The 25,474-nt window shown below is 45.5% G+C and carries 27 protein-coding genes and 1 tRNA gene; 22 read left to right on the top strand and 6 right to left on the bottom strand.

Going from position 1 to position 25,474, the window contains the following annotated elements; all coding sequences use genetic code 11:
- Position 1: 1 nt before the first annotated feature.
- Together hutX and B2337_RS05880 are read left to right on the top strand one after the other, a co-directional pair.
- A complete protein-coding gene (gene hutX / locus B2337_RS05885) occupies positions 2–427 on the top strand; it encodes a heme utilization cystosolic carrier protein HutX (RefSeq protein ID WP_292361207.1) in 426 nt (141 codons plus the stop codon).
- On the top strand, positions 417–962 hold the full coding sequence (locus B2337_RS05880; RefSeq protein WP_292361206.1) for a HugZ family protein: 546 nt from the start codon (positions 417–419) through the stop codon (positions 960–962). The genes hutX and B2337_RS05880 overlap by 11 nt, the downstream gene beginning before the upstream one ends.
- A gap of 41 nt (positions 963–1,003) precedes the next feature.
- On the opposite strand, the gene B2337_RS05875 is transcribed toward B2337_RS05880, so the two are convergent.
- Positions 1,004–1,681: a TIGR04211 family SH3 domain-containing protein gene (locus B2337_RS05875; protein ID WP_292361205.1), complete on the bottom strand. Its 678-nt coding sequence runs from the start codon at positions 1,679–1,681 to the stop codon at positions 1,004–1,006.
- A 173-nt stretch (positions 1,682–1,854) separates the two neighbouring features.
- Here B2337_RS05875 and B2337_RS05870 point away from each other — a divergent pair, with 173 nt between their 5' ends.
- A complete protein-coding gene (locus B2337_RS05870) occupies positions 1,855–2,277 on the top strand; it encodes an arsenate reductase ArsC (RefSeq protein ID WP_292361383.1) in 423 nt (140 codons plus the stop codon).
- Positions 2,278–2,308: 31 nt separating this feature from the next.
- On the opposite strand, the gene B2337_RS05865 is transcribed toward B2337_RS05870, so the two are convergent.
- From B2337_RS05865 to B2337_RS05855, 3 genes are all read right to left on the bottom strand, one after another.
- Positions 2,309–4,099, bottom strand: a complete 1,791-nt coding sequence (locus tag B2337_RS05865) for a GGDEF domain-containing protein (protein WP_292361204.1) — start codon at positions 4,097–4,099, stop codon at positions 2,309–2,311.
- A 136-nt stretch (positions 4,100–4,235) separates the two neighbouring features.
- Positions 4,236–5,804: a ParB-like protein gene (locus B2337_RS05860; RefSeq protein WP_292414722.1), complete on the bottom strand. Its 1,569-nt coding sequence runs from the start codon at positions 5,802–5,804 to the stop codon at positions 4,236–4,238.
- A 107-nt stretch (positions 5,805–5,911) separates the two neighbouring features.
- Positions 5,912–7,327 carry an OprO/OprP family phosphate-selective porin gene (locus B2337_RS05855; RefSeq protein WP_292361202.1) on the bottom strand — a complete coding sequence of 472 codons (1,416 nt, stop codon included), beginning with the start codon at positions 7,325–7,327 and terminating at the stop codon, positions 5,912–5,914.
- 228 nt (positions 7,328–7,555) lie between these two features.
- On the opposite strand from B2337_RS05855, the gene B2337_RS05850 reads away from it, so the two are divergent.
- The 3 genes from B2337_RS05850 to groL all read left to right on the top strand — a co-directional run bounded on the left by B2337_RS05850 (position 7,556) and on the right by groL (position 10,137).
- Positions 7,556–8,011 carry an FxsA family protein gene (locus tag B2337_RS05850; RefSeq protein WP_292361201.1) on the top strand — a complete coding sequence of 152 codons (456 nt, stop codon included), beginning with the start codon at positions 7,556–7,558 and terminating at the stop codon, positions 8,009–8,011.
- Positions 8,012–8,158: 147 nt separating this feature from the next.
- A complete protein-coding gene (gene groES / locus B2337_RS05845) occupies positions 8,159–8,449 on the top strand; it encodes a co-chaperone GroES (RefSeq protein WP_292361200.1) in 291 nt (96 codons plus the stop codon).
- A 59-nt stretch (positions 8,450–8,508) separates the two neighbouring features.
- Positions 8,509–10,137 (top strand): chaperonin GroEL, encoded by a 1,629-nt coding sequence (groL, locus tag B2337_RS05840; RefSeq protein ID WP_292361199.1) that lies wholly within the window; start codon positions 8,509–8,511, stop codon positions 10,135–10,137.
- A gap of 93 nt (positions 10,138–10,230) precedes the next feature.
- On the opposite strand, the gene B2337_RS05835 is transcribed toward groL, so the two are convergent.
- Together B2337_RS05835 and B2337_RS05830 are read right to left on the bottom strand one after the other, a co-directional pair.
- On the bottom strand, positions 10,231–10,599 hold the full coding sequence (locus B2337_RS05835) for a DUF6164 family protein (RefSeq protein WP_292361198.1): 369 nt from the start codon (positions 10,597–10,599) through the stop codon (positions 10,231–10,233).
- 69 nt (positions 10,600–10,668) lie between these two features.
- Positions 10,669–11,292 (bottom strand): alternative oxidase, encoded by a 624-nt coding sequence (locus tag B2337_RS05830; protein ID WP_292414723.1) that lies wholly within the window; start codon positions 11,290–11,292, stop codon positions 10,669–10,671.
- Between the two features lie 158 nt (positions 11,293–11,450).
- On the opposite strand from B2337_RS05830, the gene glnE reads away from it, so the two are divergent.
- The 16 genes from glnE to B2337_RS05750 all read left to right on the top strand — a co-directional run bounded on the left by glnE (position 11,451) and on the right by B2337_RS05750 (position 25,377).
- Positions 11,451–14,249, top strand: a complete 2,799-nt coding sequence (glnE, locus tag B2337_RS05825) for a bifunctional [glutamate--ammonia ligase]-adenylyl-L-tyrosine phosphorylase/[glutamate--ammonia-ligase] adenylyltransferase (RefSeq protein ID WP_292414724.1) — start codon at positions 11,451–11,453, stop codon at positions 14,247–14,249.
- A gap of 44 nt (positions 14,250–14,293) precedes the next feature.
- A complete protein-coding gene (locus tag B2337_RS05820) occupies positions 14,294–15,223 on the top strand; it encodes a branched-chain amino acid transaminase (RefSeq protein ID WP_292361195.1) in 930 nt (309 codons plus the stop codon).
- Between the two features lie 45 nt (positions 15,224–15,268).
- Complete coding sequence (locus tag B2337_RS05815; RefSeq protein ID WP_292361194.1) at positions 15,269–16,018, top strand: YebC/PmpR family DNA-binding transcriptional regulator; 750 nt, start codon at positions 15,269–15,271, stop codon at positions 16,016–16,018.
- Between the two features lie 259 nt (positions 16,019–16,277).
- A complete protein-coding gene (gene ruvC / locus B2337_RS05810) occupies positions 16,278–16,817 on the top strand; it encodes a crossover junction endodeoxyribonuclease RuvC (RefSeq protein ID WP_292361193.1) in 540 nt (179 codons plus the stop codon).
- Positions 16,814–17,410, top strand: coding sequence for a Holliday junction branch migration protein RuvA (gene ruvA, locus B2337_RS05805; protein ID WP_292361192.1), 597 nt, complete (start codon positions 16,814–16,816; stop codon positions 17,408–17,410). The genes ruvC and ruvA overlap by 4 nt, the downstream gene beginning before the upstream one ends.
- A 2-nt stretch (positions 17,411–17,412) precedes the next feature.
- Positions 17,413–18,426, top strand: coding sequence for a Holliday junction branch migration DNA helicase RuvB (gene ruvB, locus B2337_RS05800; protein WP_292361191.1), 1,014 nt, complete (start codon positions 17,413–17,415; stop codon positions 18,424–18,426).
- Positions 18,426–18,830 (top strand): tol-pal system-associated acyl-CoA thioesterase, encoded by a 405-nt coding sequence (gene ybgC, locus B2337_RS05795; protein WP_292361190.1) that lies wholly within the window; start codon positions 18,426–18,428, stop codon positions 18,828–18,830. The genes ruvB and ybgC overlap by 1 nt, the downstream gene beginning before the upstream one ends.
- Before the next feature lie 10 nt (positions 18,831–18,840).
- Positions 18,841–19,488, top strand: a complete 648-nt coding sequence (tolQ, locus tag B2337_RS05790; RefSeq protein ID WP_300497907.1) for a protein TolQ — start codon at positions 18,841–18,843, stop codon at positions 19,486–19,488.
- 14 nt (positions 19,489–19,502) lie between these two features.
- Positions 19,503–19,949, top strand: a complete 447-nt coding sequence (tolR, locus tag B2337_RS05785; protein WP_292361188.1) for a protein TolR — start codon at positions 19,503–19,505, stop codon at positions 19,947–19,949.
- 5 nt (positions 19,950–19,954) lie between these two features.
- Complete coding sequence (tolA, locus tag B2337_RS05780) at positions 19,955–21,091, top strand: cell envelope integrity protein TolA (RefSeq protein WP_292414725.1); 1,137 nt, start codon at positions 19,955–19,957, stop codon at positions 21,089–21,091.
- A gap of 12 nt (positions 21,092–21,103) precedes the next feature.
- Complete coding sequence (gene tolB / locus B2337_RS05775; RefSeq protein WP_292414726.1) at positions 21,104–22,402, top strand: Tol-Pal system beta propeller repeat protein TolB; 1,299 nt, start codon at positions 21,104–21,106, stop codon at positions 22,400–22,402.
- A gap of 21 nt (positions 22,403–22,423) precedes the next feature.
- Positions 22,424–22,993: a peptidoglycan-associated lipoprotein Pal gene (gene pal, locus B2337_RS05770; RefSeq protein ID WP_292361185.1), complete on the top strand. Its 570-nt coding sequence runs from the start codon at positions 22,424–22,426 to the stop codon at positions 22,991–22,993.
- Between the two features lies 1 nt (position 22,994).
- On the top strand, positions 22,995–23,831 hold the full coding sequence (gene ybgF / locus B2337_RS05765; RefSeq protein WP_292414727.1) for a tol-pal system protein YbgF: 837 nt from the start codon (positions 22,995–22,997) through the stop codon (positions 23,829–23,831).
- Between the two features lie 20 nt (positions 23,832–23,851).
- On the top strand, positions 23,852–24,496 hold the full coding sequence (queE, locus tag B2337_RS05760; RefSeq protein WP_414673271.1) for a 7-carboxy-7-deazaguanine synthase QueE: 645 nt from the start codon (positions 23,852–23,854) through the stop codon (positions 24,494–24,496).
- Positions 24,493–25,161: a 7-cyano-7-deazaguanine synthase QueC gene (gene queC, locus B2337_RS05755; RefSeq protein WP_292361182.1), complete on the top strand. Its 669-nt coding sequence runs from the start codon at positions 24,493–24,495 to the stop codon at positions 25,159–25,161. Before queE ends, queC begins: the two co-directional genes overlap by 4 nt.
- 140 nt (positions 25,162–25,301) lie before the next feature.
- A tRNA-Lys gene (locus B2337_RS05750) sits at positions 25,302–25,377 on the top strand.
- Positions 25,378–25,474 lie beyond the last annotated feature (97 nt).

The raw sequence follows: 25,474 nt of genomic DNA, 5'->3' as shown, positions 1-25,474 counted from the left end.
TATGCAACAGGAACCAGCAGTAACAGCAGTCTCAATAATGCCGGGACAAAATGCGCAACAATTACTGGAACAGATTAGCGATTGGGGTTCGATGACCACGATAGTGATTCATGGTGGTAGTGTATTCGAATTTACCGGTCCTTTTCCAAAAGCAACAGTGGCAGAAGGATTCTATAACCTTAAAGCTGACAGTAACGGTTTTCATGGCCATCTTAATCTGCAGAAAGTTGAGCAAATCAGCTTTCAGACCAAACCCCATCGAGGTCGCGAGAGTTATGCCTTTGTGTTTGAGGATGTAAACAGTGAAGTGATCTTTAAAGTGTTTCTCGGTCGCGATGAACGAGGTGAATTAATCGCATCACAACGCGAAAAGTTTTATCAGTTAATGCAGCAATATCAGCTGTCAGGACATTCCGATGAAGAATAAAGGTTTGGAACAACAGATCAGCGATGAAATCATGATGATGGTCAACAGCCGTAAAACGTTAATGCTGTCGACGCTTGATGAAAATAATCACCCTTATGCATCCTATGCAGCATTTGCGGTAGGACGTGATTGTCTCTATGTATTACTCAGCGATATTGCTGTGCATGGTGTGAATCTGCGGATTCATCCACAGGCATCCGTGCTGATTATCGAAGATGAGGATTCGGCTATTGAATTGTTTGCCCGGTTACGGGTGAGCTACCAGATAGAGGCGGAATGGATTCAGGTCGATTCAGATGCCTGGAATGTGGGCATCGCCTTATTAACTGAACGTCATGGGCAGCGAATTACCAATCTGAGTCAATTAAGTGATTTTCGTCTGTTTAAGCTGAAGCCGAAAGGGGGACGTTATGTGAAGGGGTTTGGCAAAGCGTATCAGATTGATGGTGGCACGCTGGCAGGTAAGAACCTTGAGCATTTGCGCGATGGCCATAAAAAACGTGAAGTGGTGGTCAAACCATCCGCATCAGAATAAAAATAGCGCTGTGAATTCACAGCGCTATTTTATGGTGTCGTTTAGAAATTCCCCCACGAGCTTTTCTTGCGCATCCTCAGGCTCGGCATAATCAGGCCAATGATTATTCCACCAAATAACACGGCGGCACCAATTAAAAACCAGTTTTTTGCATCATTGTCCTTCAGGGTATTGTTTTCAATCACGATAGACTGAATCTCATGATCAATTTGCTGCAACCGTTCCTTTAATTGACGATTTTCGTTTTCCAAAGCCACAGCATTAGAGGCTGTACGACGTATATCATCCAGCTCCTTGCTCAGGCGTTGAGCGGTCTCTTTCAGGGTCATATTTTGCTCATCAGCCTCTGAGGTTTGTGAGCTGAGTTGTGCTAATTCTTCTTTATATCCGGTGACTTCCAGTTCAAGGTTGGCAATACGCTGTTCTTTGGCGGCTAATTGTTCACGCGCGCTTGGATTATTGTTTAAATAACGTGATAACACCCAGCCTTCGATACCATCATTGGTGCGTACTTTTGAATAGCCTGAGGGATCATTTTCCAATACCGTCAGTTCGGTGCCGGATTTCAGCATTTTTCGAATACCAAACTCCAGTCCCTGGCCATTACGCATGGTAATTTCCAATTCATCTGAAACATAACGGGTTGTCTGGGCAGCACTGATCCCCGGCAGTAATATCGGAGTGGCAAAAAGCAGCAGTGTGATAATCAGTTTTTTCACGTGTGAATCCGGCATTAAATTTAAAGCGTCATTCTAGCAGAAGCTATAAGACTGATTTCAAGTGCAGATAAGAATCATTATTAGGTTTTAATATGAGTTAATGGTTTTGTCATACAAGCTTGATAGGCTGATCAGCTAATCGAATGAGGTGGTTTATGGAAAAGTTCAGAATAATGTTTTTGTGCACAGGAAACTCCTGTCGATCGCAAATGGCAGAAGGCTGGGCCAGATTTCTGGGGGGCGATGAGATTGAAGTTCGCTCTGCCGGTATTGAAGCGCATGGCCAGAATGCCCAGGCAATAAAGGTAATGGCCGAAGCCGGTATTGATATCTCACAACAGGAATCAATCCGAGTAAATGGTGAAATGCTGGAGTGGGCCGATTTACTGGTGACGTTATGTGAGAATGCTGACGAGCAATGTCCAGTGGTCAGTCCGCATACGCTACGCTTGCATTTACCCTTGACCGACCCGGCAAAGTATCGTGGTACTGAAGAAGAGATCCTTGCCGAGTTTCGACTGACCCGGGAAAAAATCAAGCAACGTGTTAATTATGTTCTGCAGCAATTAAACAAATCAGCTGTGAATGCCCGTTAAATATTAAGCCGCTTCCTGCAACTTATCTGGCTTAAATCGCCTCAGAAAAAGGCTGGCAATCTGATAGATTAAGTTGATAAAGACTGTTACCCGGAATTTTCTTCGCTTTGGATTTGGCCTTGGTGGCATGCTCTGCCAGATCCGCTTCATCAACCAGATAACTAAAATCACTAATGGTGACAGCGCCGATTGACAAGCTGAGCAATGGATAGAACACCCGTTGCCCATAGCGATCCTGCGCCTCAATGCCTCCTTGACGGAGATGTTCTTCAGTATAGAGCTCCGGATACAACAGTTCGAAATCGTGAAGCATTCTCTGGCAACGTTTCTGCCAGTCAGTGCTGTCAAATATTATAATAAAATCATCACCACCGACGTGACCGAGAAAGTCCATGTCATGATCAATGTGCTGACTGAGAATTCTGGCGGTTCTGGTGATGACTTTATCGCCCTTGTTATACCCATAGGTGTCGTTGTAGGGTTTGAAGTTATCCAAATCAAAATAACAAACCGTCGCGTGACGTTTCTGACCGATAGCCTGTTGGATATGCTCATTAAGTGGGACATTTCCAGGCAGTCCGCTCAAGGGATTGGCATAACGCGCAATCGTCAACTGTAAATCCGTTATTTGTCTTAACAAATCAATCAAACTGCCGACACCACGGTAATAGCCGTGTTCACTAATGATGAATACACTGTGTTGATGAGCTGAATTCTGACTGGTAATTTGCTGACTGAGTTTTTTCAGTGTCAGAGAGGTTTCTGCAATAATTGGCTTCTTATCCATAAACAAGCGGATAGGTTTCCGGCCATACAAGTCGCGTCCATATCGGCTGGCATAAAGGGTCAAAAATTCATCCCGCCAGACGATGCCGGCAATCGTATTGTTCTCATTCAAAACGGGTAATGCCGCCAGATTCATCTCATTTTGAAAACGCTCGCCCACATATTCAAAATCATGGTAAGTTCGAAGCGGTGTCAATTGGGTCAGCAAGCTCACCACCAGTGAATCTGAGCGTGGTACCCCCGAAGGGATTTTTTCTCTTGGTTCACGCTTGGCAAATAGCGATGCTGGCAGTTGACGCTTCGGGGTAGCTGTAGGCCGGGAAAAATAATAGCCCTGGACAAAATGCATTTCCATGGATTGTGCCACCAGATATTCTTCACGCACTTCAACGCCTTCACCGATCACACGGCAATTGCTGCTGAGGGCGATATCAATCATCGATTGCACAAACTGTTTTTTCTGCTGATCTTCATGAATATTCTGCATGAAGTGTCGATCCAACTTGACGAAGTCAGGCTTCAATTCTGACCAGGTACGCAGTCCCGAATAACCTGCACCTAAATCATCAATTGCAATGGAAAAACCCATATCACGATAGTGAGCAGTCGCTTCACGCATCAGATCGTAATCATCAATTGGATACTGCTCGGTTAATTCAATAACAATTTGTTCGGCGGGAATTCTGGCTTGCTTAAGAAATTTTGCCGTCAGACCATGTGGATAATCGGGTTGTAATAACGCTGACGGAATCGTGTTGATAAAAAGTTTGGCATTCAGGTCAAGCTCACCAAAACGGCTAATGGCGATTTCTCTGCACAGCAAATCCAGCTCAGCCAGGCGACCATGGCGATTGGCTGCATCAAAAAGATTTATCGGAGAATGCAAAACACTGTCTGAGGGACCACGAATCAATGCTTCATAACCATAAATCTGATTATTTTTTAATGAAACAATCGGCTGAAAGATAGGGGTGAGGGCCGCGGTGGCGAGAATGTCTTCCAATGACTTAAATTGTAATAGTTCTTCTTGAGTCATATTGAATCCGGAAATTATTTAGCCAAAGTCTTATTAGTCGGAAAAGGTCATAAAGTCAGTGATTAAAATAAAATGATGGCGCAACATGACCCCCCTAATTAAGCGGGATCAAAGTATTGCCTCGGCAGTCAGGTAATCAGTTCAAGCTGTTTTGGTAGGCATTCATCGCTTGTTTTAGGACATTCATCGCTTCCTGATGATCAGCAAAGCCTTGAGCTTCCATGCCTCCATTTGGGCCTTTGTAATTTTCAAACCAGAGACGGACGATTTCAGAAACCGCCGGAAATTCTTCGTCCAGTTGTTGCATCGACTCAACGTTAGCAAAAGGACTATCTTCGGTAATAACAGCGACTAATTTGTCATCCTGCTCACCGTCATCCAGCATTTTTAATACACCTATCAAACGTACGGACAAAACCTCACCGCGAGGGATAGACTGGCCCAATACCAAAACATCCAACGGGTCACCATCCCCCCCCAGCTCTTTTGGCATTGCGGTGCCGGGGATGGTGCCGTAATTTCCCGGGTAACCCAGGTAATTCACGATACGTGGTTTGTCATCTTTTAATTCCCAGATAACCTCCTGAGTGTTGTTTTTATTCATTTCCCATTTTGCAGATGTACCGGTCGGAATTTCGATCAGAGCATTCACTTCGCCTGCGACATTAATGGCGGAAACCGCCATTAAGTCCTGGTTTGAAGATAACGTGAACGAATCTTTAAGCTGCATGGAATGACTATGATTAATGGCTTTGTCAAAACTCAGACCGGCACCGGTCATTTGTTTTTTATAGCGCAGCATATAATCCACTTTCTTATTGGCACGAAACAGTTTTTCAAATTCCTTTTTATCAAAACCTTCATACTGACCCATTCTGGAAGCAGACATGCCAATACCGCCGACATTGTCAGATTTCACCGCTAAAATAGCGTCACTGACGTCTTTAACGGCTTTTTTATAGCCCTTCATTGAATTTAAGTCGTATTGGCTTAAATCGACTTTGTTGTAAATTTCTTTCCCCCAGTAAAACTCAACAAAATTGATGGCTGGTTTGGGTTTATCCCAGACAATTTCACGGGAAAAATAAACCAGTGAGCGATATAAGTTGTTATGGAAGTTTTCCAGACCAAGACTTTCTGGCAATGCACTACGATCAATTGGTTCAAACTTATCGTCATACAACCATAAGTTGTTTTCTGCCTGCATCTTGCTCCAGAAATCATCCATCGAGGTTAGATCACGATAATCGTCAGCAACCACAACATGCACTTCAAAATTGGCACCGCCATCCGGCATATGCCAGAACACGTTGAACGTATGATGACCATCGGTCAGATATAAACCATTATCGGGGCCTATCACCACTGTTTTCATATCTTTCGTGGCTGTACCAACGGGATCGGTACATTCAAATGAGCTGGCAACAGCGACATTGGATTTTGAGGAATAGTCTTTAATGGCCTTCTGGCCATTGGCTTCACAGATTTCATCAAATTTCTTTTCAGTATCGCCTTCATAACGTCCCAGTTTGTAGAAAACCTGGTCATAGCCGACAGAGGATTGTGTCGGTTTAAGCTGATGTAATTGAACCGGGATAACATCGCCTTTTTTGGCTTGGGCAAGATGATCGTCAGCAACAACCATGCTGCTGAAGAGGCTCAGGCCGGTTATCGATAACATCACTAAGCGTGACATAGCATTCATAAAGAACTCCGTGAATTTAACAGTCGTTGAACAGGTGGTATTCAAAAAAAAGCCCCACCTTTGAAATCCAAGGTGAGGCTTTTTCTCAGGAGATATGCTGCGTCAAATTAGAACGCAACCTGACCACGGAACATAAAGGCTTCGATATCGCCTTCCAAGTCTGATGCATCATCAGATTTGATGTCCGCATCAACATAGTTCGCCATAAAGCGAATATTGTCGTTCACATACCAGTTCACACCCAAGGTCCAGATATTGCTTTCTGTTCCACGAATACCACTGGTATTTTCCAATGCTGCACTGCTATCCCAGATATCCAGTACGTCATAACGAGCAACCAGTTCCCAGGCACCAAAACCACCTTTACCTACAGGATTTTTCGGTGAGATAGTGCGCATTGCGCCACCTTTATAACCACGAGCTTCACCGGTTAAAGTGTAAGTCGCTAATGCATACCAGCCATCAGCATCAGCATCCTTGGCTTCTTTGCGGTTTAGCTGTTGCGTATAGTATTCCGCCTGTAAGGAGAAAGGCCCCATTACAGTGGCCGCTTCAAAACCGAATGTATCTGCATCTTCAGTACCACCGTAGTTCACTTGTACAGGGCGGTCATTAAAGAAGTGAATGCCAGGACGGGCACGTAAACGGCCGTTATTGCTGCCTAAATTATTACCATCAAAAGTTTCTTCAAAACCAACATGGTGGTAGCTTGCACCTAAATGAACCAGTTTTTCTTTCTCTTGAATTGGAGCAAAGGTGACACGACCTGCATAACCATAATCAGAGTCTTTACCTTCCCAACCATCACTTTCAACACCTTCGCCAAGATAAGCACCACCAGTTAATGTCCAGTTTGAACCGCCGGTTGCAACAGTCAAGCCATTACGACGACCTAATGCAAATGTATTTGTAGGACCGGAACGTTCCATTGTTGAGATACGATTAGAACTGGTCAGCTCTTCCAGACCAACTGGCATCTTATGGCGGCCCAGTTTCAATTTGACGTTTTCAAAACCTTCATAACCGATAGTTGCATCAGTAAACTCAGTGGCTTCATCCTGACCATAGTTAATTTCTAACGCATAGGTCCAGTCAGTGAACATGGTGCCTTCCATACCAATACGAGCGCGGCGGAATTTTGCACCATTACCAAATTCGTCAACACTATCAACATTACGGTCAAAGTAGTTATCGTCAATAAACGCATAGTCAGCATGAATACGGCCGCCAATATTGGCAGTAAATGCTTTATCAGAAGACTCAAAATTCAAGCCTTTTTTGTCTAATGTAACGATTGAAGAAGGTTTACTATCGACCTTCGTCATGATTTCTTCTTTTTCAGCAGCAGCTTGTTCTTCTTTATCTTTAGCTGCATTCGCCAGTAATTCATAATCTTCAGCGCTGATAGTACCTTTGTCACGTAACACTTTCAGCAGGTCGACCATTGGGTCAGCCTGAACAGGTAAAACGGCTGCACCCATCAGTGCGCCGGCGATTAATAGAGATGTAGGTTTCAGTTTCAAGGGGCTATCCTCTTAGTTGATAAAACAAATCGGTCTTAAGTCCGAAGACCCGCACACCATAAGACTGGAATGTTTCAGGGTGATGATGTTTCTATTACAGTTGTGTTACATAGCAACAAAAGTGGAAATTTGTTGTTAAAACGCGACAACCTGGATAAGACAAAAATGCTTGAAAAATCAATATAAGCCCCAACCTATTGAATCATTGATATCCGTTAAGGAAAGAACATGTTCAAGTGGCTTTTTTTGCTATTTCTGCTGGTGCCGATTGCTGAAATTTACGTTTTAATTGAGGTTGGCGAAGTCATTGGCGCGGGTTGGACCATTCTGTTTGTGATTGCCACCGCAGTGTTGGGGGCCTGGTTAGTCAAGTTACAGGGGCTTGCCACTATGCAGCGTGCCCAGCAGTCAATTCGGCGAGGCGAAACACCCGCTTTGGAAATGCTGGAGGGCATGACTTTATTTATAAGTGGTTTTCTCTTGCTGATTCCGGGATTTGTAACTGATGCTGTTGGCTTCTTATTACTTATTCCAACGTTACGACGTGCTTTGCTACTGAAATTAATTCGTAACAGCAATGTGCTATTCCGTCAGCAATGGTCGGCACGTAGTCGCTATTCACAAACGGATGACATCATTGAAGGCGAAGTCATTAAGGATGACGAACAGCGCAATATTCGTTGATGCTGATAAATCAAGCAATTCACTGCATCTGACAGTTTTTTCAGAAATTTTTTAACGCAGGCACTTGAAGTTTGTTCTGGCAGCCCCATTAAAGGGGTTCCTGGAATTTTCTTGGTCATTTTTTGTTACTTTTGGAGGATAAAACTAATGAACCTTCGTCCCCTTCATGATCGTGTGATTGTTCGTCGCATGGAAGAAGAAACTACCTCTGCTGGCGGAATTGTCATTCCTGACAATGCAGCAGAAAAACCATCTCGTGGCGAAATTATCGCAGCGGGTAACGGCAAACCTACCGATTCTGGTGACGTCCGTCCTCTGGCTGTTAAAGTCGGTGACAAAGTGCTGTTTGGCAAATATGCCGGCACTGAAGTCAAAGTGGAAGGCGAAGAACTGCTGGTAATGCGTGAAGACGATATCGTTGCTGTGATCGAAGCTTAAGCGCTTCCCGACGATTTCACATCTGGTTACGTTAAACATAGCTATAAAGAGGAATTAAAATGGCTGCTAAAGAAGTCAAATTTGGCGCTGATGCGCGCCAGCTAATGGTCAAAGGCGTTAACACGCTGGCTAATGCGGTAAAAGTGACATTAGGACCGAAAGGTCGCAATGTTATTTTGGACAAAAGCTACGGTGCACCCACCATTACTAAAGATGGTGTTTCTGTTGCCAAAGAAATTGAGCTCGAGGATAAATTCGAGAATATGGGCGCCCAAATGGTGAAAGAGGTTGCTTCGCAAACGTCTGATGCTGCCGGTGACGGTACCACGACTGCTACCGTTCTTGCTCAAGCTATCTTGCGTGAAGGCATGAAATCAGTCACAGCGGGTATGAACCCCATGGATCTGAAACGCGGTATCGACAAGGCAGTGACTGCAGCAGTTGATGAACTGAAAAAAATGTCATCACCTTGTGATGATGACAAGGCTATCGCCCAAGTCGGTACGATCTCTGCCAACTCTGACAAATCAGTCGGTGACATCATTGCTGAAGCAATGAAAAAAGTCGGTAAAGAAGGTGTTATCACGGTTGAAGACGGTCGTGGCTTTGAAAATGAACTCGACGTTGTTGAAGGTATGCAGTTTGACCGTGGCTACCTGTCTCCCTACTTTGTCAACGAACAGCAAACCATGTCAGCCAACCTGGATGACCCTTACGTTCTGCTGTACGATAAAAAAATCTCTAACATCCGTGAACTGCTGCCAACATTGGAAGCTGTCGCTAAGTCCAGCCGTCCGTTGCTGATCGTTTCAGAAGATGTTGAAGGCGAAGCGTTGGCGACTCTGGTTGTGAATAACATGCGTGGTATCGTTAAAGTCTGTGCTGTTAAAGCACCTGGATTTGGTGATCGTCGTAAAGCGATGTTGGAAGATATCGCTGTGTTAACCGGCGGTACGGTTATTTCGGAAGAAGTTGGCCTGAATCTGGAAAAAGTTACCCTTGACGATCTGGGTCAGGCGAAGAAAATTTCTGTCAGCAAAGAAAACACCACTATTATTGATGGTGCTGGTCGTGCTGATGAAATCACCGCGCGTGTTGAGCAGATTCGTGCACAGATTGCTGATTCATCTTCAGACTACGACAAAGAAAAACTGCAGGAACGCGTGGCTAAATTAGCCGGTGGTGTTGCCGTTATTCGTGTTGGTGCTGGCTCTGAAATTGAGATGAAAGAGAAAAAAGCGCGTGTTGAAGATGCATTACATGCCACACGTGCTGCGGTTGAAGAAGGCGTAGTTGCTGGTGGTGGTGTGGCTTTGGTCCGTGCCGAAGTGAGCCTGGGCGAGCTGAAAGGTGACAATCTGGATCAGGATGCTGGTATTGCTATTGCACGTCGTGCAATGCAGGAACCTTTGCGTCAAATCGTCACCAACTCTGGCGATGAAGCATCTGTTGTCTTGAATGAAGTCGTTGCCGGTAAAGGTAACTACGGTTACAACGCTGCGACTGGTGAATATGGCGACATGATTGAAATGGGTATTCTGGATCCAACTAAAGTCACGCGTACTGCATTACAAAATGCCGGCTCGGTTGCGGGTCTGATGTTGACCACTGAAGCCATGATTGCTGAATTACCTAAAGATGAAGCGCCTGCAATGCCTGATATGGGCGGCATGGGCGGCATGATGTAATTTATTACATCTGTTAATTCAGCTTTTAGCACAAACAAAAGCCCTGCCTCGATAGAGGTGGGGCTTTTTATTAGGTGTTTAGTAATGACTTTATCAAGGATGCAACGTATTCCAAAAAGGTATCAGCATCAAACTGAGTACAAAGAGCACTAACAACAGAACGCCTATAAAGCGAAATGGGTGTTGCAAAATGGATTGGAAAAAACCGGGGATTTCACCACTGGCACGCAGTGATTCGTATTGCTGACGTTGTTCAATGGCCCGTTTGGCCTGATATTCATCCAAAATGGCTTTGGCAAGCGGTAGCTGATTGTCGTTGACCAGCCAGATAGCGGCGACACCTAAGCCAAAGAATCCGGCATGAGTTTCGTAAAAGGCAAAGCCTTTGTCATCCAGTAATTGCCGAACATCTTCAGCTTCGTCTTCAGGCACATTATTAAGTCGGAAAAGTAAAGTCGCCATAGTCGTCCCTGTCTGTTAGCGCAATGTGAAATCTGTCATACCTTAATCAATCTGTGTCGCCGCGGTATCTTATGCGTTTTGCAATTGGTTGGCAAAATCATGATTCACGTCACGATGCTTTGCCTCATCATCTCTTACTACCAATATAACATCACGCAAACGGGCCTCTGCAGGCAGATTCCAGTAATCAATGGCAATTTGCGGAGCGGCTACATTTTCGTATTTTCCCGCGTCAATTCCGGCCAGATATTCGCTGTAGCTGTATACCGCTTCCTCCTCTAAATAGCCCACAATTCGGTGCGCAACACGAGATGAAAACAGGTAAAGAATAAAGAACAAATTATAAAACACACCCTGGGCAATAATGATCAACACGCGTTCCAGCCAGCTGGGTTTGGCAATATGTACAAAGGTCAGCAAATGCATACGTTCATTGTCAGCTTCCTCCAGCAAGGTGCTGATCCAGCCATCATCATCCTGCATTCGACGTAATGAACGAAGGTGTTGTAAGGCTCCGCCAACCATACCTGGAACAGCAGCAACCGTTTCCAGTACGACAGCACGATGTCCATAGCGACCCGAAAAAAACACGTCAGCAAAAAAACGCATAAATTTAACAATTGCCAGCGCAACGCGATCTGAAACGCATTCCGGTGTGTGGTGCGGAGCGCTATTTCTTGTGCTGTCCATCATGGTCTCCTTTGACGAGACGGAAGTTAATAAGGTGATAGCAAAATGTAAGTTAGAGATGCGTGAAAATTTCGTTCTTCTGCCATCGCGATAGTCTAAATGTTCTGTTAGTTTAGACACATTTTCAGATACTGTGCATCGCGAAATCAAATGAGGCAAGCATGACACCACCACTCAGTGACCATTGGCAATCGATTTTGCAAAATAAACAAAATCTGCTGCATTCTGCCATGACAGTATTAGCGGCCAGTGAATACGTAATGAATCAGGGCGACAGACAACCACAACGTCTGATTGAGTTGTTTCAAAGCGGTGATTTGGAAATGGCCTATGAGGGGGATGGTTATCAGCAACGCTTGCAATCCCGACTTGATGAGGTAAATGACGAGGCATCCTTACATCAGCAGCTTCGAATCTTTCGCCAGCGTGAAATGGTACGCATTATCTGGCGGGATTTAAGTGGTTGGGCGGATCTGGCTGAGACAGTGCGTGAGTTGACTGCATTGGCTGATTGCTGTGTTGAGCAAGCACTGAACAAGCTTTATCAATGGCAAACTCAGCTGTTAGGGACACCATTGGATGAGCATGGTAAAGCACAACAATTAATTGTTTTAGGTATGGGGAAGATGGGGGCAGGAGAGCTCAACCTGTCTTCTGATATCGATTTGATTTTTACCTACCCTGCTGAAGGCGAAACGCAAGGCGCCAGAAAAAGCCTGACCAATGAAGAGTTTTTTACGCGGTTGGGTCGTAAGCTGATTCAGGCTTTAGATAATGTCACAGTCGATGGCTTTGTGTTCCGGGTGGATATGCGGTTACGTCCTTTTGGAGATAGCGGTTCATTGGTGGCCAGTTTTGATGCAATGGAGGAGTACTACCAGACGCAAGGCCGTGAATGGGAACGTTACGCGATGATTAAAGCAAGACCCGTTACCGGCACCGAACAGGATAGAAAAGCCATCAGTGAGCTGTTACGTCCATTTGTATATCGACGTTATCTTGATTACGGCATGTTTGATTCATTACGGGAAATGAAATCAATGATTGCTGGCCAGCTACATCTGAAAGGAATGGAAGATAATATTAAATTAGGTGCTGGTGGAATTCGTGAAATCGAGTTTATCGGTCAGGTATTTCAATTAATCTATGGCGGACGGGATAAATCTTTGCAACAACGGCCGATCCTGACAATTCTGGAGTTATTGGCTGACAGAAAATTATTGTCAGGTTATGCGATAACGGCGTTAAAAGAGGCCTATGTATTTTTGCGGCATACTGAGCATCGTATTCAGGCCTGGGCCGATCAGCAGACTCATTTATTGCCCAAGGACAGTGAAGCACAAACCAGGCTGGCCAACAGCATGGGCTTTGCAAACTGGGCTGGTTTTATCAAAACATTGAATGAACATCGCCAGCAGGTGCATGAACATTTCGAGCAGTTGCTTACCGCCCCGCAGGCTGATGATGATAAAGCCGAGACCATTGCTTTACTAACCGCAGGTGAATCTGAAGTTATTGCTTATCTGGAAAAATGGGGATATGACGATCCACAGCAGTCACAGCTAATCATTGAAAATTTACTTGAGCAAAACAGCGTCAAAAAGCTTAGTCACACAGGACGTGGCAGATTAAAAAAACTTCTGCCATTACTTGTCCAGGCGGCAGCTGGAACCGAACAACCGGATATCTGTTTGAAACGAATGATGCCACTTTTAGAGTCCATCATGCGGCGTTCTGCCTATATGTCACTGTTAGTCGAGAATACGCTGGCCCTGTCGCAATTGGTCAAATTATGTGCGGCAAGTCCATTAATCAGCCATCAATTGGCGCGTCACCCCGTCCTGCTGGATGAACTGTTGGATCCTCGAACATTATACGAAGTGCCTGGCCGGGAACAGCAAAAAGCTTTATTGGAACAGTTCTTATCTGTTGCTGAAGAGACCGATCTTGAACAGCAAATGAATTTATTGCGCGAATTCAGGCAGATTGCCACCTTACATGTCGCGGCTGCTGATGTGACTGAGGTTCTTCCATTAATGCGCGTGGGAGATCAGTTGAGCGAACTGGCGGAAATTCAGTTAGAACGCGTATTGCAATTGGCCTGGTTATATCTGAGTAGTCGTCATGGCTTGCCTCCGGGCGCAGATGCAAATGATATGTCGTGCTGTGGTTTTAGTGTGATTGCCTATGGAAAATTAGGTGGATTGGAACTGGGCTATGGTTCGGATCTGGATTTGGTATTTGTATTCGATGATGCCCGTGAAGGCACCACCGATGGTGATAAGCCGGTTGATGTAATGGTGTTTTATACACGGCTGGCCCAGCGCATGATCCATTTGTTGAACACCGTCACCTCCGGTGGCGTGCTTTATGAGGTGGATATGCGCCTACGACCCAGAGGTAATTCTGGTTTATTGGTGAGTCCGATCTCCGGTTTTGCAGATTATCAGCAAAATGAAGCCTGGACCTGGGAACATCAGGCCCTGGTCAGGGCGAGATGTGTCGCAGGCGATAAAAAATTGACAGAACAGTTCAGTAACATTCGGCAGCAAGTTTTGTCCAAGCCTCGCGAAGAGTCAGAGCTGGCGAAAGAAGTCAGCGAAATGCGCCAGAAAATGCGGCAGCAACTGGATAAGTCTGCAGAAGGCCTTTTTGATCTCAAGCAGGGTATAGGTGGTATCACTGATATTGAATTTATGGTGCAATATGCTGTGCTGGCCTGGTCATCAAGCTTGCCTGATCTAATGGTTTACACCGATAATATCCGGATTTTGGATGCATTGGTGGCGACCGGCAGACTCAGTCAGCAGGAAGGAGCTATGCTAGCGGATGCCTATCGTTATTATCGTAGCGAAGCAAATCATTGTGTCCTGCAGGAACAACCGGCAGTGCTGCCGGTGGCCAAAGTGGCCGATTTTCAGCAACAAGTAAAAACAATTTGGCAGCGCTGGTTAAACTAAATAAACCGGTTTGATATCAATTTAAGTCTTGAAAGTAGGTAATTATGGCAGCAGTAACAATGGCAGATCGTGATGGCGTTATCTGGTTGGATGGCGAATTCGTGCCTTGGCGTGAAGCAAAAGTCCATGTTCTGACGCATACCCTGCACTACGGTATGGGCGTGTTTGAAGGTGTTCGCGCCTACAAAACAGATGCTGGGACCGCTATTTTCCGACTGCAGGAACATACCGACCGTTTATTCCGCAGTGCGAAGATTCTCGGTATGAAAATGCCGTTTGATAAAGCGACGCTAAATGAAGCGCAACGTGCAGTGGTTCGTGACAACAAACTGGATTCGGCCTATATACGTCCAATGTGTTTTTATGGGTCTGAAGGTATGGGAATCCGTGCAGACAACCTCAATACACATGTCATGGTAGCTGCCTGGAGCTGGGGCTCGTATCTGGGTGAAGAAAATATGACGCGAGGTATTCGCATCAAAACGTCTTCATTTACCCGTCATCATGTGAATATCACCATGTGTAAAGCCAAAGCCAATGGCAACTATATGAATTCAATGATGGCGTTACAGGAAGCTGTGAACGATGGTTATGACGAAGCGTTATTACTGGATGCTAATGGTTTTGTCACAGAAGGCAGTGGTGAGAACTTTTTTATGATCCGTGATGGCGTGCTTTATACACCGGAGCTGACTTCTGCACTGGAAGGTATTACCCGTGATACGGTTATGCGCCTGGCCAATGATATCGGTTTGAAAGTGGTTGAAAAACGCATTACCCGTGATGAAGTGTATATCTGTGATGAAGCTTTTTTCACTGGAACGGCAGCGGAAGTAACCCCAATTCGTGAACTGGATAATCGTCCAATCGGTGAAGGTAAACGCGGCCCGATAACTGAACAATTACAAAGCATGTATTTCGATCAGGTGTATGGTCGTAGCGAATATTATCGCGACTGGAATACACTGGTTTAATTGCTTAACACTCGTATTACGTAATAACAAAGAGGTTAGTACCAAATGGCAGGTCATAGTAAGTGGGCGAATATTCAGCATAGAAAAGGTGCGCAAGATGCCAAACGCGGCAAACTTTTCACGCGGTTGATTCGTGAAATTACTGTCGCTGCCAGAATGGGGGGCAGTGATCCTGCCACTAACCCGCGATTACGTGCTGCCATTGATAAGGCTTTGGGCAGTAATATGACTAAAGATGTTATCGAACGCGCTTCAAAACGTGGTGCTGGCGAGCTGGAAGGCGCGGCCTATGAAGAAGTACGGTATGAAGGTTACGGACCAAATGGCATCGCCATTATGGTGGATTGTATGACGGATAATCGTAATCGTACTGTGGCCGAAGTCCGCCATGTTTTCAGTAAACGCGGTGGCAACATGGGCACCGATGGCTGCGTGGCCTTTATGTTTAATCAAAAAGGGATTATCAGTCTGGCGCCAGGTGTAGACGAAGACGCGGTCATGGAAGTGGCACTGGAAGCTGGTGCTGAAGATATTGTCACCAATGACGACGGTTCCATCGATGTGTTTACTACGCCGGATGACTATGCCGCCGTTAAAGATGCTTTGGATGCAGCAGGATTTGAGGCACAATCAGCTGAAGTCACTATGCACCCGGACAATACCGTCAGCCTGGATCTGGATGACGCGCAAAAAGCTATCGCGATGATTGAAGCATTTGAAGAGCTGGATGATGTGCAACAGGTATACTCAAACGCTGATTTCTCCGATGAGGTGATGGCGCAGCTGGGTAGTTGATTTGGTGCTTTCTGATTTTGATATTGTGGTCATCAGTGTGTATATGCTGGCATGCAACAAGGCGCATTGTGCAGGTAATGTTTTTCCCCTTGCCAAGTGATGCAATGTAGTGGCGGGGCAATATATATACGCTTAAAGGGTTCCCTGGCCGCGTTGTTTTTCTTACAAGGTGGTTATCATTTCTCGCTAGCCGCGCCTTGCCATGAATGCTGACAGAAACAACTGAAGGTCCCAATATCACGATGAGAGAACACTAGTTATGGCGCGCATTCTTGGTGTGGATCCTGGTTCTCGGAAAACCGGTTTTGGCATCATAGAGCTTGATGGTAAACAAATTAATCATGTTATTAGCGGCAGACTGCTGGTCGGGGATGGTGATTTTGCCAACCGGCTTAAGCAGATTTTCGAGGGATTAACAGATATCATCCAGCGCTATCAGCCCGACATCATGGCCATCGAACAGGTATTTCTGCATAAAAATGCCGACTCCGCTTTAAAACTTGGTCAGGCGCGGGGTGCGGCCATTTGTGCTGCGGTCAATCAACAACTGCTTGTCCATGAATATTCCGCAACCCAAATTAAAAAAGCCGTTGTGGGCAATGGACATGCCAAAAAAGAACAGGTTCAGTATATGATGACGGTCATGTTGCAACTTAAAGAAGCGCCACTGGAAGATGCCGCCGATGCTTTGGCGTGTGCGGTCACTCATGCGAATCATGCTGCTCTGGATAGTCTCACTAATAAACTTCCCGCAGGAATGCGGCTCAGTCGTCGTCGAGGAGGACGCTATAGCAGATGATTGGCCGTTTAACTGGAATTATTATCGAAAAACAGCCCCCTGAACTAGTATTGGATGTGCAAGGGGTTGGCTATGAAGTTTCGGCTCCAATGTCGACATTTGTCAATTTGCCGCCACTTAATGAAAAAGTAAGTTTATATACCCATTTGGTGGTGCGTGAAGATGCTCAGTTACTGTATGGTTTTGCTACTACACGCGAACGATTATTGTTTCGCAGTTTATTGAAGGTGAATGGGGTTGGAGCAAAACTGGCATTGACCATTTTATCCGGTAGTGATGTGGACAGCTTTGCAAGAAGTGTCCAGGAGGGGGATGCCGCAAGTTTGACGCGGCTGCCCGGTGTCGGTAAAAAGACAGCTGATCGTCTTATCATTGAGATGCGCGACAGGCTTAAAGAAGTGGGTTCCGCGATGGGACTTGATGAGCAAATTACCACGAATATGCCGAGCGCTGGCGGGGCACGAAAAGAAGCACTGGAAGCTTTGGTAGCTTTAGGGTATAAAGCCGCCGAAGCAGACAGAATGATCCGTAGTTTTGATGCACAGGATATGACAACTGAGCAAATCATCAGACAGGCATTGCAGCGAAATTAACTATGGATGAACGATTTATTTCCCCGCAAACAGTAAATGATGATGAACGGGTGGATCGTGCTATCAGACCTCTCAGTTTGCAGGATTATATCGGTCAGCCAGTGGTTCGTGAGCAGATGGAGTTATTTGTTTCTGCTGCTCGTAAACGTAAGGAAGCATTGGATCACACGCTTATTTTTGGTCCCCCCGGACTTGGTAAGACCACATTGGCACATATTATCGCCCATGAAATGGGAGTGAATTTAAGACAAACGTCAGGTCCGGTATTGGAACGTCCGGGTGATTTGGCAGCATTATTGACGAATCTGGAACCGAATGATGTATTGTTTGTCGATGAAATTCATCGACTGAGTCCGGTGGTTGAAGAAGTGCTGTACCCGGCAATGGAAGATTACCAAATCGATATCATGATTGGTGAAGGGCCGGCAGCACGTTCGATTAAGCTGGATCTCGAACCTTTTACCTTAGTCGGAGCCACAACGCGTGCGGGTTCTTTGACCTCGCCATTACGGGATCGTTTTGGCATTGTGCAGCGATTGGAATTTTATAATGTTGCTGATTTAAGTACGATTGTGCAACGTAGCGCAGGTATTTTGGGTGTCTCTCTGGACATAACTGGAGCAGGCGAAATTGCTCATCGTTCGAGGGGAACTCCACGAATCGCGAATCGACTTTTGCGGCGGGTAAGAGATTATGCGGAAGTCCGGTTTGATGGTGTTGTGACGGCAGAAATTGCTCGACAGGCACTGGATTTACTGGATGTTGATAAGTTTGGTTTTGATATGTTGGACCGTAAACTTTTGTTGGCCATTATTGAAAAGTTTTCGGGCGGGCCAGTTGGGCTGGATAATTTGGCAGCCGCCATTGGCGAAGAACGAGGCACGATTGAGGATGTTATTGAACCTTTTCTGATACAGGAAGGGTTTATTATGCGGACACCTCGTGGCCGAATTGCCACCAAACGGGCCTTTTTACATTTGGGGTTGACACCGGATTTGGATCTTACAGGTGATTAATGCAGTCTTTTGATTGGCCGGTAAGGGTGTATTACGAAGATACCGATAGTGGTGGCGTGGTCTATCACGCAAATTATCTGAAATTTATGGAGCGGGCGCGAACCGAATGGCTGCGCCAGCTTGGTTTTGAACAGAACGTTTTAAAAGACGAGCATAATTGTCTGTTTGCAGTCCATTCGATGCAAATCAATTTTCGTCGACCGGCACGATTTAACGATGCCTTAATGATTCGATCTGAAATGACACAAACGAGCGGTGCAAGCATGCAGTTTGAACAATCAATATTGCGTGACGACGAACTGTTGTGCAGTGCGTCAGTCAGAGTGGCTTGTCTGGATGCTCTGCGATTTAAGCCGTGCCCTATACCTTCTTTTATTTTGACGGAGATGCAATGTGAATGCTGATCTATCCTTGATGTCCCTGATATCTGAAGCCAGTTTGCTGGTACAGATTGTGATGCTGATTTTGCTGCTGATATCAGTTTATTCCTGGACTATTATTTTCAAAAAACGTAGTGAACTTGCCGAAGCACGGCGAGATGCTGACTTGTTCGAAGATAAATTCTGGTCAGGAAATGAATTAAACAGACTCTATGAGGATATAACCGCCAGGCCGCATTCTGGTAGAGGTATGGAAGGTATTTTTGAGGCAGGTTTTAAGGAATTTGTCCGTTTGAAAAAAACTTCCACAGATTCGACTTATGTGTTGGAAGGTACTCAGAGAGTAATGCGTATTTCTTTGTCCAGAGAAATGGATGAGTTAGAAGTGTCATTACCTTTCCTTGCCACAGCCGGCTCAACCAGCCCTTACATTGGTTTATTCGGAACGGTCTGGGGTATCATGAATTCATTCCGTGCTTTAGGTGAAGTCCAACAAGCGACACTGGCAATGGTGGCGCCTGGTATCGCTGAAGCGTTAATCGCCACAGCAATGGGGTTGTTCGCTGCGATTCCAGCGGTTGTGGCATATAACCGCTATTCACATGAAGTAGAGAGATTGATTAGTCGTTATGACAATTTCGTTGAAGAATTCTCTTCAATTTTGCAACGGCAACAAGGTTAATAACGGAGCCAACTATGGCGCTTTATAAACAACAACGCCAACGTCGCAAGCCTATGGCAGAAATTAATGTCGTACCGTATATCGACGTTATGCTGGTACTGTTGATCATCTTTATGATTACTGCTCCTTTGTTAACACAAGGGGTACAGGTAGATTTGCCGCAAGCGGATGCCAACCCTGTCGAAGCCCCGGAAAATCTAGAACCACTGGTGATTTCCGTGGATGCGGAGGGTAATTACTACGCTTCTGTCGGTGATAATCAAGACGAAAGTATCGGCGCGCAAGAGCTGGTTGCCAGGGTCTCGGCGGTATTACGTCGCAACCCTCAGACACCCGTCATGGTCAAAGGCGACAGTTCAGCAAGTTATGGACAGGTGGTAGGGGCTATGGCTTTATTGCAAAAGGCTGGTGTACCAAATGTCGGTTTAATAACTCAACGTCCGGAAACGGAAACACAGTAATTAATATGAAGCATTCTATTGTGCAAACCTTTCTTGCCGGTGGAGCCTCAACAGTACTGCATGTATTGCTGTTTTTGCTATTGATATTCAGCTTTGATATGCCCACTGAGATTCGCCAGTTTGGCCAGCCGGAAGTGGAGATAGTACAAGCCACGGTAATGGATGAAGAGTTAGTTCTTGAAGAAATGGCACGATTGCAGGAGGCGGAAGATAGCAAACGTGCTGCTGAAGAAGAGCGTCAGCAAAAGCTGGATGAACAACTTGAAAAATCCCAACAGGAACTGGCACGTCAAGAGCAGGAACTGCTGGACATGCAAGAGCGTGCGAAGCTGGAGGCTGAAAAACGCAAACAGGAAGCAGAGCAAGAACAACAACGCTTAAAACAAGAAGCCGAAAAAGAACAGCAACGCCTAAAAGAACTTGAACAGCAACGAGTTGAGCAGGAAGAAGCACGCAAACAAGCTGAGCTGGAACGTCAGAAGGCAGAGGAAGCTAAACAGCAGGCAGAGGCCGAACGAAAAGCAGCCGAAGAAGCCAAACAGAAAGCTGAGGCGGAAAGGTTAGCTGCGGAAAAAGCCAGAGAAGAAGCTGAAGCCAAACGCAAAGCTGAAGAAGAAGCCAGACGTAAAGCTGAAGAAGAAGCGAAGCGTCAAGCTGAGGAAGAGGCCAAACGTAAGGCCGAAGAAGAAGCGAAACGTAAAGCTGAGGAAGAGGCCAAGCGAAAGGCTGAAGAAGAAGCTAAGCGTAAAGCAGCCGAGGAAGCGAAACGCAAAGCTGAAGAAGATGCACGTCGTCAGGCCGAAGCAGATTTACAGCGCCAATTGGAAGCAGAACAAGCCGAGCGTGAAGGTCGCCGGGTAAGAGGCGTGGTAGATGAGTATTCACAAATCATTCAGCAACGGGTAAAACGATTTTGGAATAAACCAGCGAATGCTGACCGGGGCTTGGAAGTGACATTACGGATACGAACATTGCCTGGCGGAGATGTTGGGGAAGTCACCATCGTTAAAAGCAGCGGGAATGCGATTTTTGATCGATCCGCAGAAAGTGCAGTCTACAAATCCTCACCGTTGCCACTTCCAAGTGATGCGAAAGCGGCAGCGGAATTTAAAAGTTTTAATTTTGTATTCAGACCAGAATAAGAGGCGAACGTGATGATAAAGAAATGGTTGTTAAAGCTAGGCTTTGTGCTTGCTTTGTTACCTTTACAAGCACAAGCCTTACTGACTATTGAGATAACTGGCGGATCAGATGCAGCATTACCAATTGCTATTGTTCCTTTCGGAAGTGAAGGGCTGAAAGCACCCGAAGATATTACGAAAATTATTCGTAACGATCTCGAAAGCAGTGGTCGTTTTGCCCCATTGGATGAACAGGATCTTGTATCCCGGCCCAGCGAACAGTCACAGGTCAATTTTGCTGACTGGCGTTTATTGAGATCGGAAGGACTCGTTATCGGAAAAATCAGTAGTCAGGATGGAGAGAATTTTCAGGTTCAGTTCCAACTCTTTGATGTTTACCGTGGACAACAGTTGGCGGGTAAAAGATATCAAGTACCCGCATCGGGCCTGAGAGCATTAGGACACCAGATTGCTGATCTGATTTATGAAACACTTACGGGTGAGAAAGGTATATTTTCAACACGACTGGCTTTTGTTACTCAAGTCACTGCTGGCGATGGGAAAAAGCGTTTTGCATTACAAATTTCGGATGCTGATGGAGCAAATCCGCGCACCGTATTACAATCAACTCAGCCAATTATGTCGCCAGCCTGGGCGCCTGATGGAAACCAGCTTGCTTATGTTTCTTTTGAAAATGGAAAGTCAGAAGTTTATGTTCAACAGCTGCAAAGTGGTCAACGTAAATCTGTCGCTTCTTTTGAGGGTATAAACAGCGCGCCATCATGGTCGCCAGATGGTCGAAAACTGGCACTGACCCTGTCCAGGAATGGTAATCCTGAAGTGTATGTTCTGGAGTTGGCAAGTGGTGATTTAATTCGTGTAACCAATAATGCCCAGGCCATAGATACTGAAGCCGTCTGGTCACCTGATAGTAAAGACATTTATTTCACATCTGACCGTGGTGGTCGCCCACAAATCTACCGGGTTTCTGCAAACGGCGGTCGGGCCGAACGGGTCAGTTTCGAAGGTAATTACAATGCGTCTCCTGATATATCACCGGATGGACGTAAATTAACCATGGTGCACGGCGCGAATGGTCGTTTCTATATTGCAGTACAGGATTTGAAAACCGGAGCGATGCAAGTTCTGACTGAGTCAGGGCGCGCCGAGTCACCGAGTTTTGCTCCAAATGGTCAAATGATCCTGTATGCTACTGAGCAAAAAGGTAGCGGTGTATTAGCTGCTGTCTCTGTTGATGGCCGGATCCATCAACGTTTGAGCGAATCCGGAATTGTCGTGCGTGAACCAGCATGGTCTCCGCTGAAAAAATAATTTATGTCAGGAGTGTTTGTTATGAATCGTTATAAATTCTCGGCTCTGTTTGTTGCATTGTTCCTATTGAATGCCTGTAGTAGTAATGCAACTAAAGATGGAACGGATGATGTGCTGGTGGAAGAGCGCAATGGCGCATCGACATCAGGTGTTTCAGGTCAAGGCGCTGATGGTAGTGATTTGGGTGCTGAAGCGAGTGTAATTGTTGGCGAAGACGGTTACGCCGGAAGTGAATTGAATGATCCTTCCAACCCATTATCCAATCGGGTAATTTACTTTGATTACGATAGTGCCAGCGTCAGACCGCAGGATCAGCCGATTGTTGAAGCCCATGCAGAATATTTGGGCAAAAATCCAAATTTGAGTGTGAGACTGGAAGGACATACTGATGAACGGGGGTCACGTGAATACAACCTTGCTTTAGGTGAACGTCGTGCTCTGTCTATTCGTCAATTATTGATGTTGCAGGGTGCCAGTGCTCAACAATTCCGGGTAACCAGTTTTGGGGAAGAACGTCCCGCAGTTGATGGTAGCGATGAATCTGCATGGTCTCAAAACCGTCGAGTTGAAATAATTTATATTGGTCGTTGATATGCCTTTTAAAAAGCAAAAACAACTTGCAATAGCAATAATGGTGGGCGCTTTCTTGGCGCCCACTGTTTCTTGGGCTGAGCAGGAATCCATACAAGCACGTATGGATAGACTTGAGCGAATCATCCAAGGACAAGGGTTAACTTCATTGCTCACTCAGGTGGATCAACTTCAGCGTGAAATTCAGCGTTTGAATGGAGCGAATGAAGAGCTCAGTCATAAAATCGATCAGATGCAGCAGCGTCAGCGGGAACAGTATCTTGATTTAGACCAACGTTTGACTGAAGTCCAGCAGCAGCCTGCGGCAGCACAAGAACCCACTCGAGATGAGTCAGCTTCCATGACCAGTGAAGCTGCTGGTGCAGAGTTGGCTGATAACGAGTTAGAACAAACTGCTCGAGACTCTGCCATTGATAATGGGGAAATTGACACCCTTGCTCCGGTTGCCGTTGAAAGTGGTGAAGCTGCTTACCAGTCTGCCTTACAGGATTTACGCGGTGGACGTTACCAGGAAGCTTTAACGGCTTTAGGAGAGTTTCCGCAAAATTATCCAAACAGCACCTATCTGCCAAATGTATATTATTGGCAAGGAGAAGCGCATTACGTATTACGTGAATTTGATAAGGCTATAGTGGCTTTTGATAAAGTGCTATCCAACTATCCGGATAGCAATAAAGTCTCAGATGCTTTACTAAAGCGTGGCTTTAGCGAATATGAAACTGGTGATACTGGCAAAGCTCAGGAAACGCTGAATTTGGTGATTCAAAAATATCCTGATACATCTGCTTCACGTTTAGCCCGAGTGCGTCTGGATCGCATTCAGCAAAATGCGCAATAAAAGATTATTTGTAGAACGAACTGATGGCTCAATGTCGTATCACCGAGATTTTCTATTCATTGCAAGGTGAAACCCGGACAGTAGGTCTGCCCACCGTTTTTGTAAGACTTACGGGCTGTCCTTTACGCTGTGGTTATTGTGATACTGCTTATGCATTTCATGGCGGGAAAAAGATGGAAATCAGTGACATTGTTACTGAAGTTAAAGGCTTTAGTCCCCGCTATGTCACAGTGACCGGTGGTGAACCGCTGGCGCAAAATACTTGCCGGGAATTATTAAGCGCCTTGTGTGATTTAGATGTCGAAGTGTCATTGGAAACCAGCGGAGCGATGGATATCAGTAATATCGATCCACGGGTTGTAAGGGTTATGGATTTAAAAACCCCCGCATCAGGCGAAGTCTCCAAAAACCGTTACAGCAATATCGATCTGTTAAACCTCCAGGATCAGGTTAAATTCGTTATCTGCAATCGTGAAGATTATGATTGGGCCTGCCAGCAGATATCACATTTCGAATTAACCCATCGTTGTGAGGTATTGTTTTCCCCGGTACATGGTGATTTAAACCCAACTGACTTGGCTGAATGGATTGTTGCCGATAACCTGCCAGTGAGAATGCAAATTCAACTGCATAAATATTTATGGAACGATGCGCAAGGCAAATGAATAAACGTGCGGTCATATTACTTTCTGGCGGATTGGATTCGGTTACGGCCTTGGCAATAGCCAAAGCTGAAGGTTATGAATGCTTCAGTATCAGCTTTGATTATGGCCAGCGACACAAAACCGAACTTGTAGCCGCAGAAAATCTGGCTAAAAAAGCTAATGTTGTCAGTCACAAAGTAATACAAATTGATCTGCGTGCCATCGGTGGTTCAGCGTTAACCGATGACATCGATGTGCCTGAGTCAGAACAGAAGGGTATTCCTGTTACCTATGTTCCGGCAAGAAATACGGTTTTCCTTTCGATTGCTTTGGGATGGGCAGAGGTGCTTAATGCCGAAGCCATTTTTGTAGGGGTTAATGCCGTTGATTATTCTGGTTATCCCGATTGCCGCCCTGAATTTATCGATGCATTTGAAAAACTGGCAAACCTGGCAACCAAATCTGCAGTTGAAGGTTCCGCTATATATATAAAAGCTCCATTGATGCATCTATCAAAGTCAGAAATCGTCAAGCGTGGTACGGAGCTGGGGATTGAGTACAGTGAAACAGTCTCTTGCTACCAGGCTGATGCGCAAGGCAGGGCGTGTGGACAATGTGATTCCTGTCGCTTGAGACGACAAGGTTTTATTGATGCTGGATTAGCAGACCCAACACGTTATCAATAAGTTATTGTTTCTTGGTAAGAATCAGCAACTACCTGTTTTCTGCAAGACTCCCCCCGTCTTTGTATGTCAGTAAAATAGAAAAATATTGGCAACTGGGGTTGTCATTTTTATCAACTATAGTATTATGTCGCGCTTGGTTTGGGCCGTTAGCTCAGTTGGTAGAGCACCGGACTTTTAATCCGATGGTCCTGCGTTCGAGTCGCAGACGGCCCACCATTTTTCTGCAAAATTTCAGTTTTATTCTAGTTTCATAATTCTGTAATAATTGTTGTTGACAGCCCGGCGAGTGGCTGTATAATTCTCGCTTCTTTGC

Source organism: Methylophaga sp. UBA3192 (genome assembly GCA_002363955.1).
In the GTDB taxonomy this organism is placed as follows: domain Bacteria; phylum Pseudomonadota; class Gammaproteobacteria; order Nitrosococcales; family Methylophagaceae; genus Methylophaga.
The sequence above is the reverse complement of the archived record's forward strand: the minus strand, read 5'-3'. Positions and strand labels throughout refer to the sequence as shown.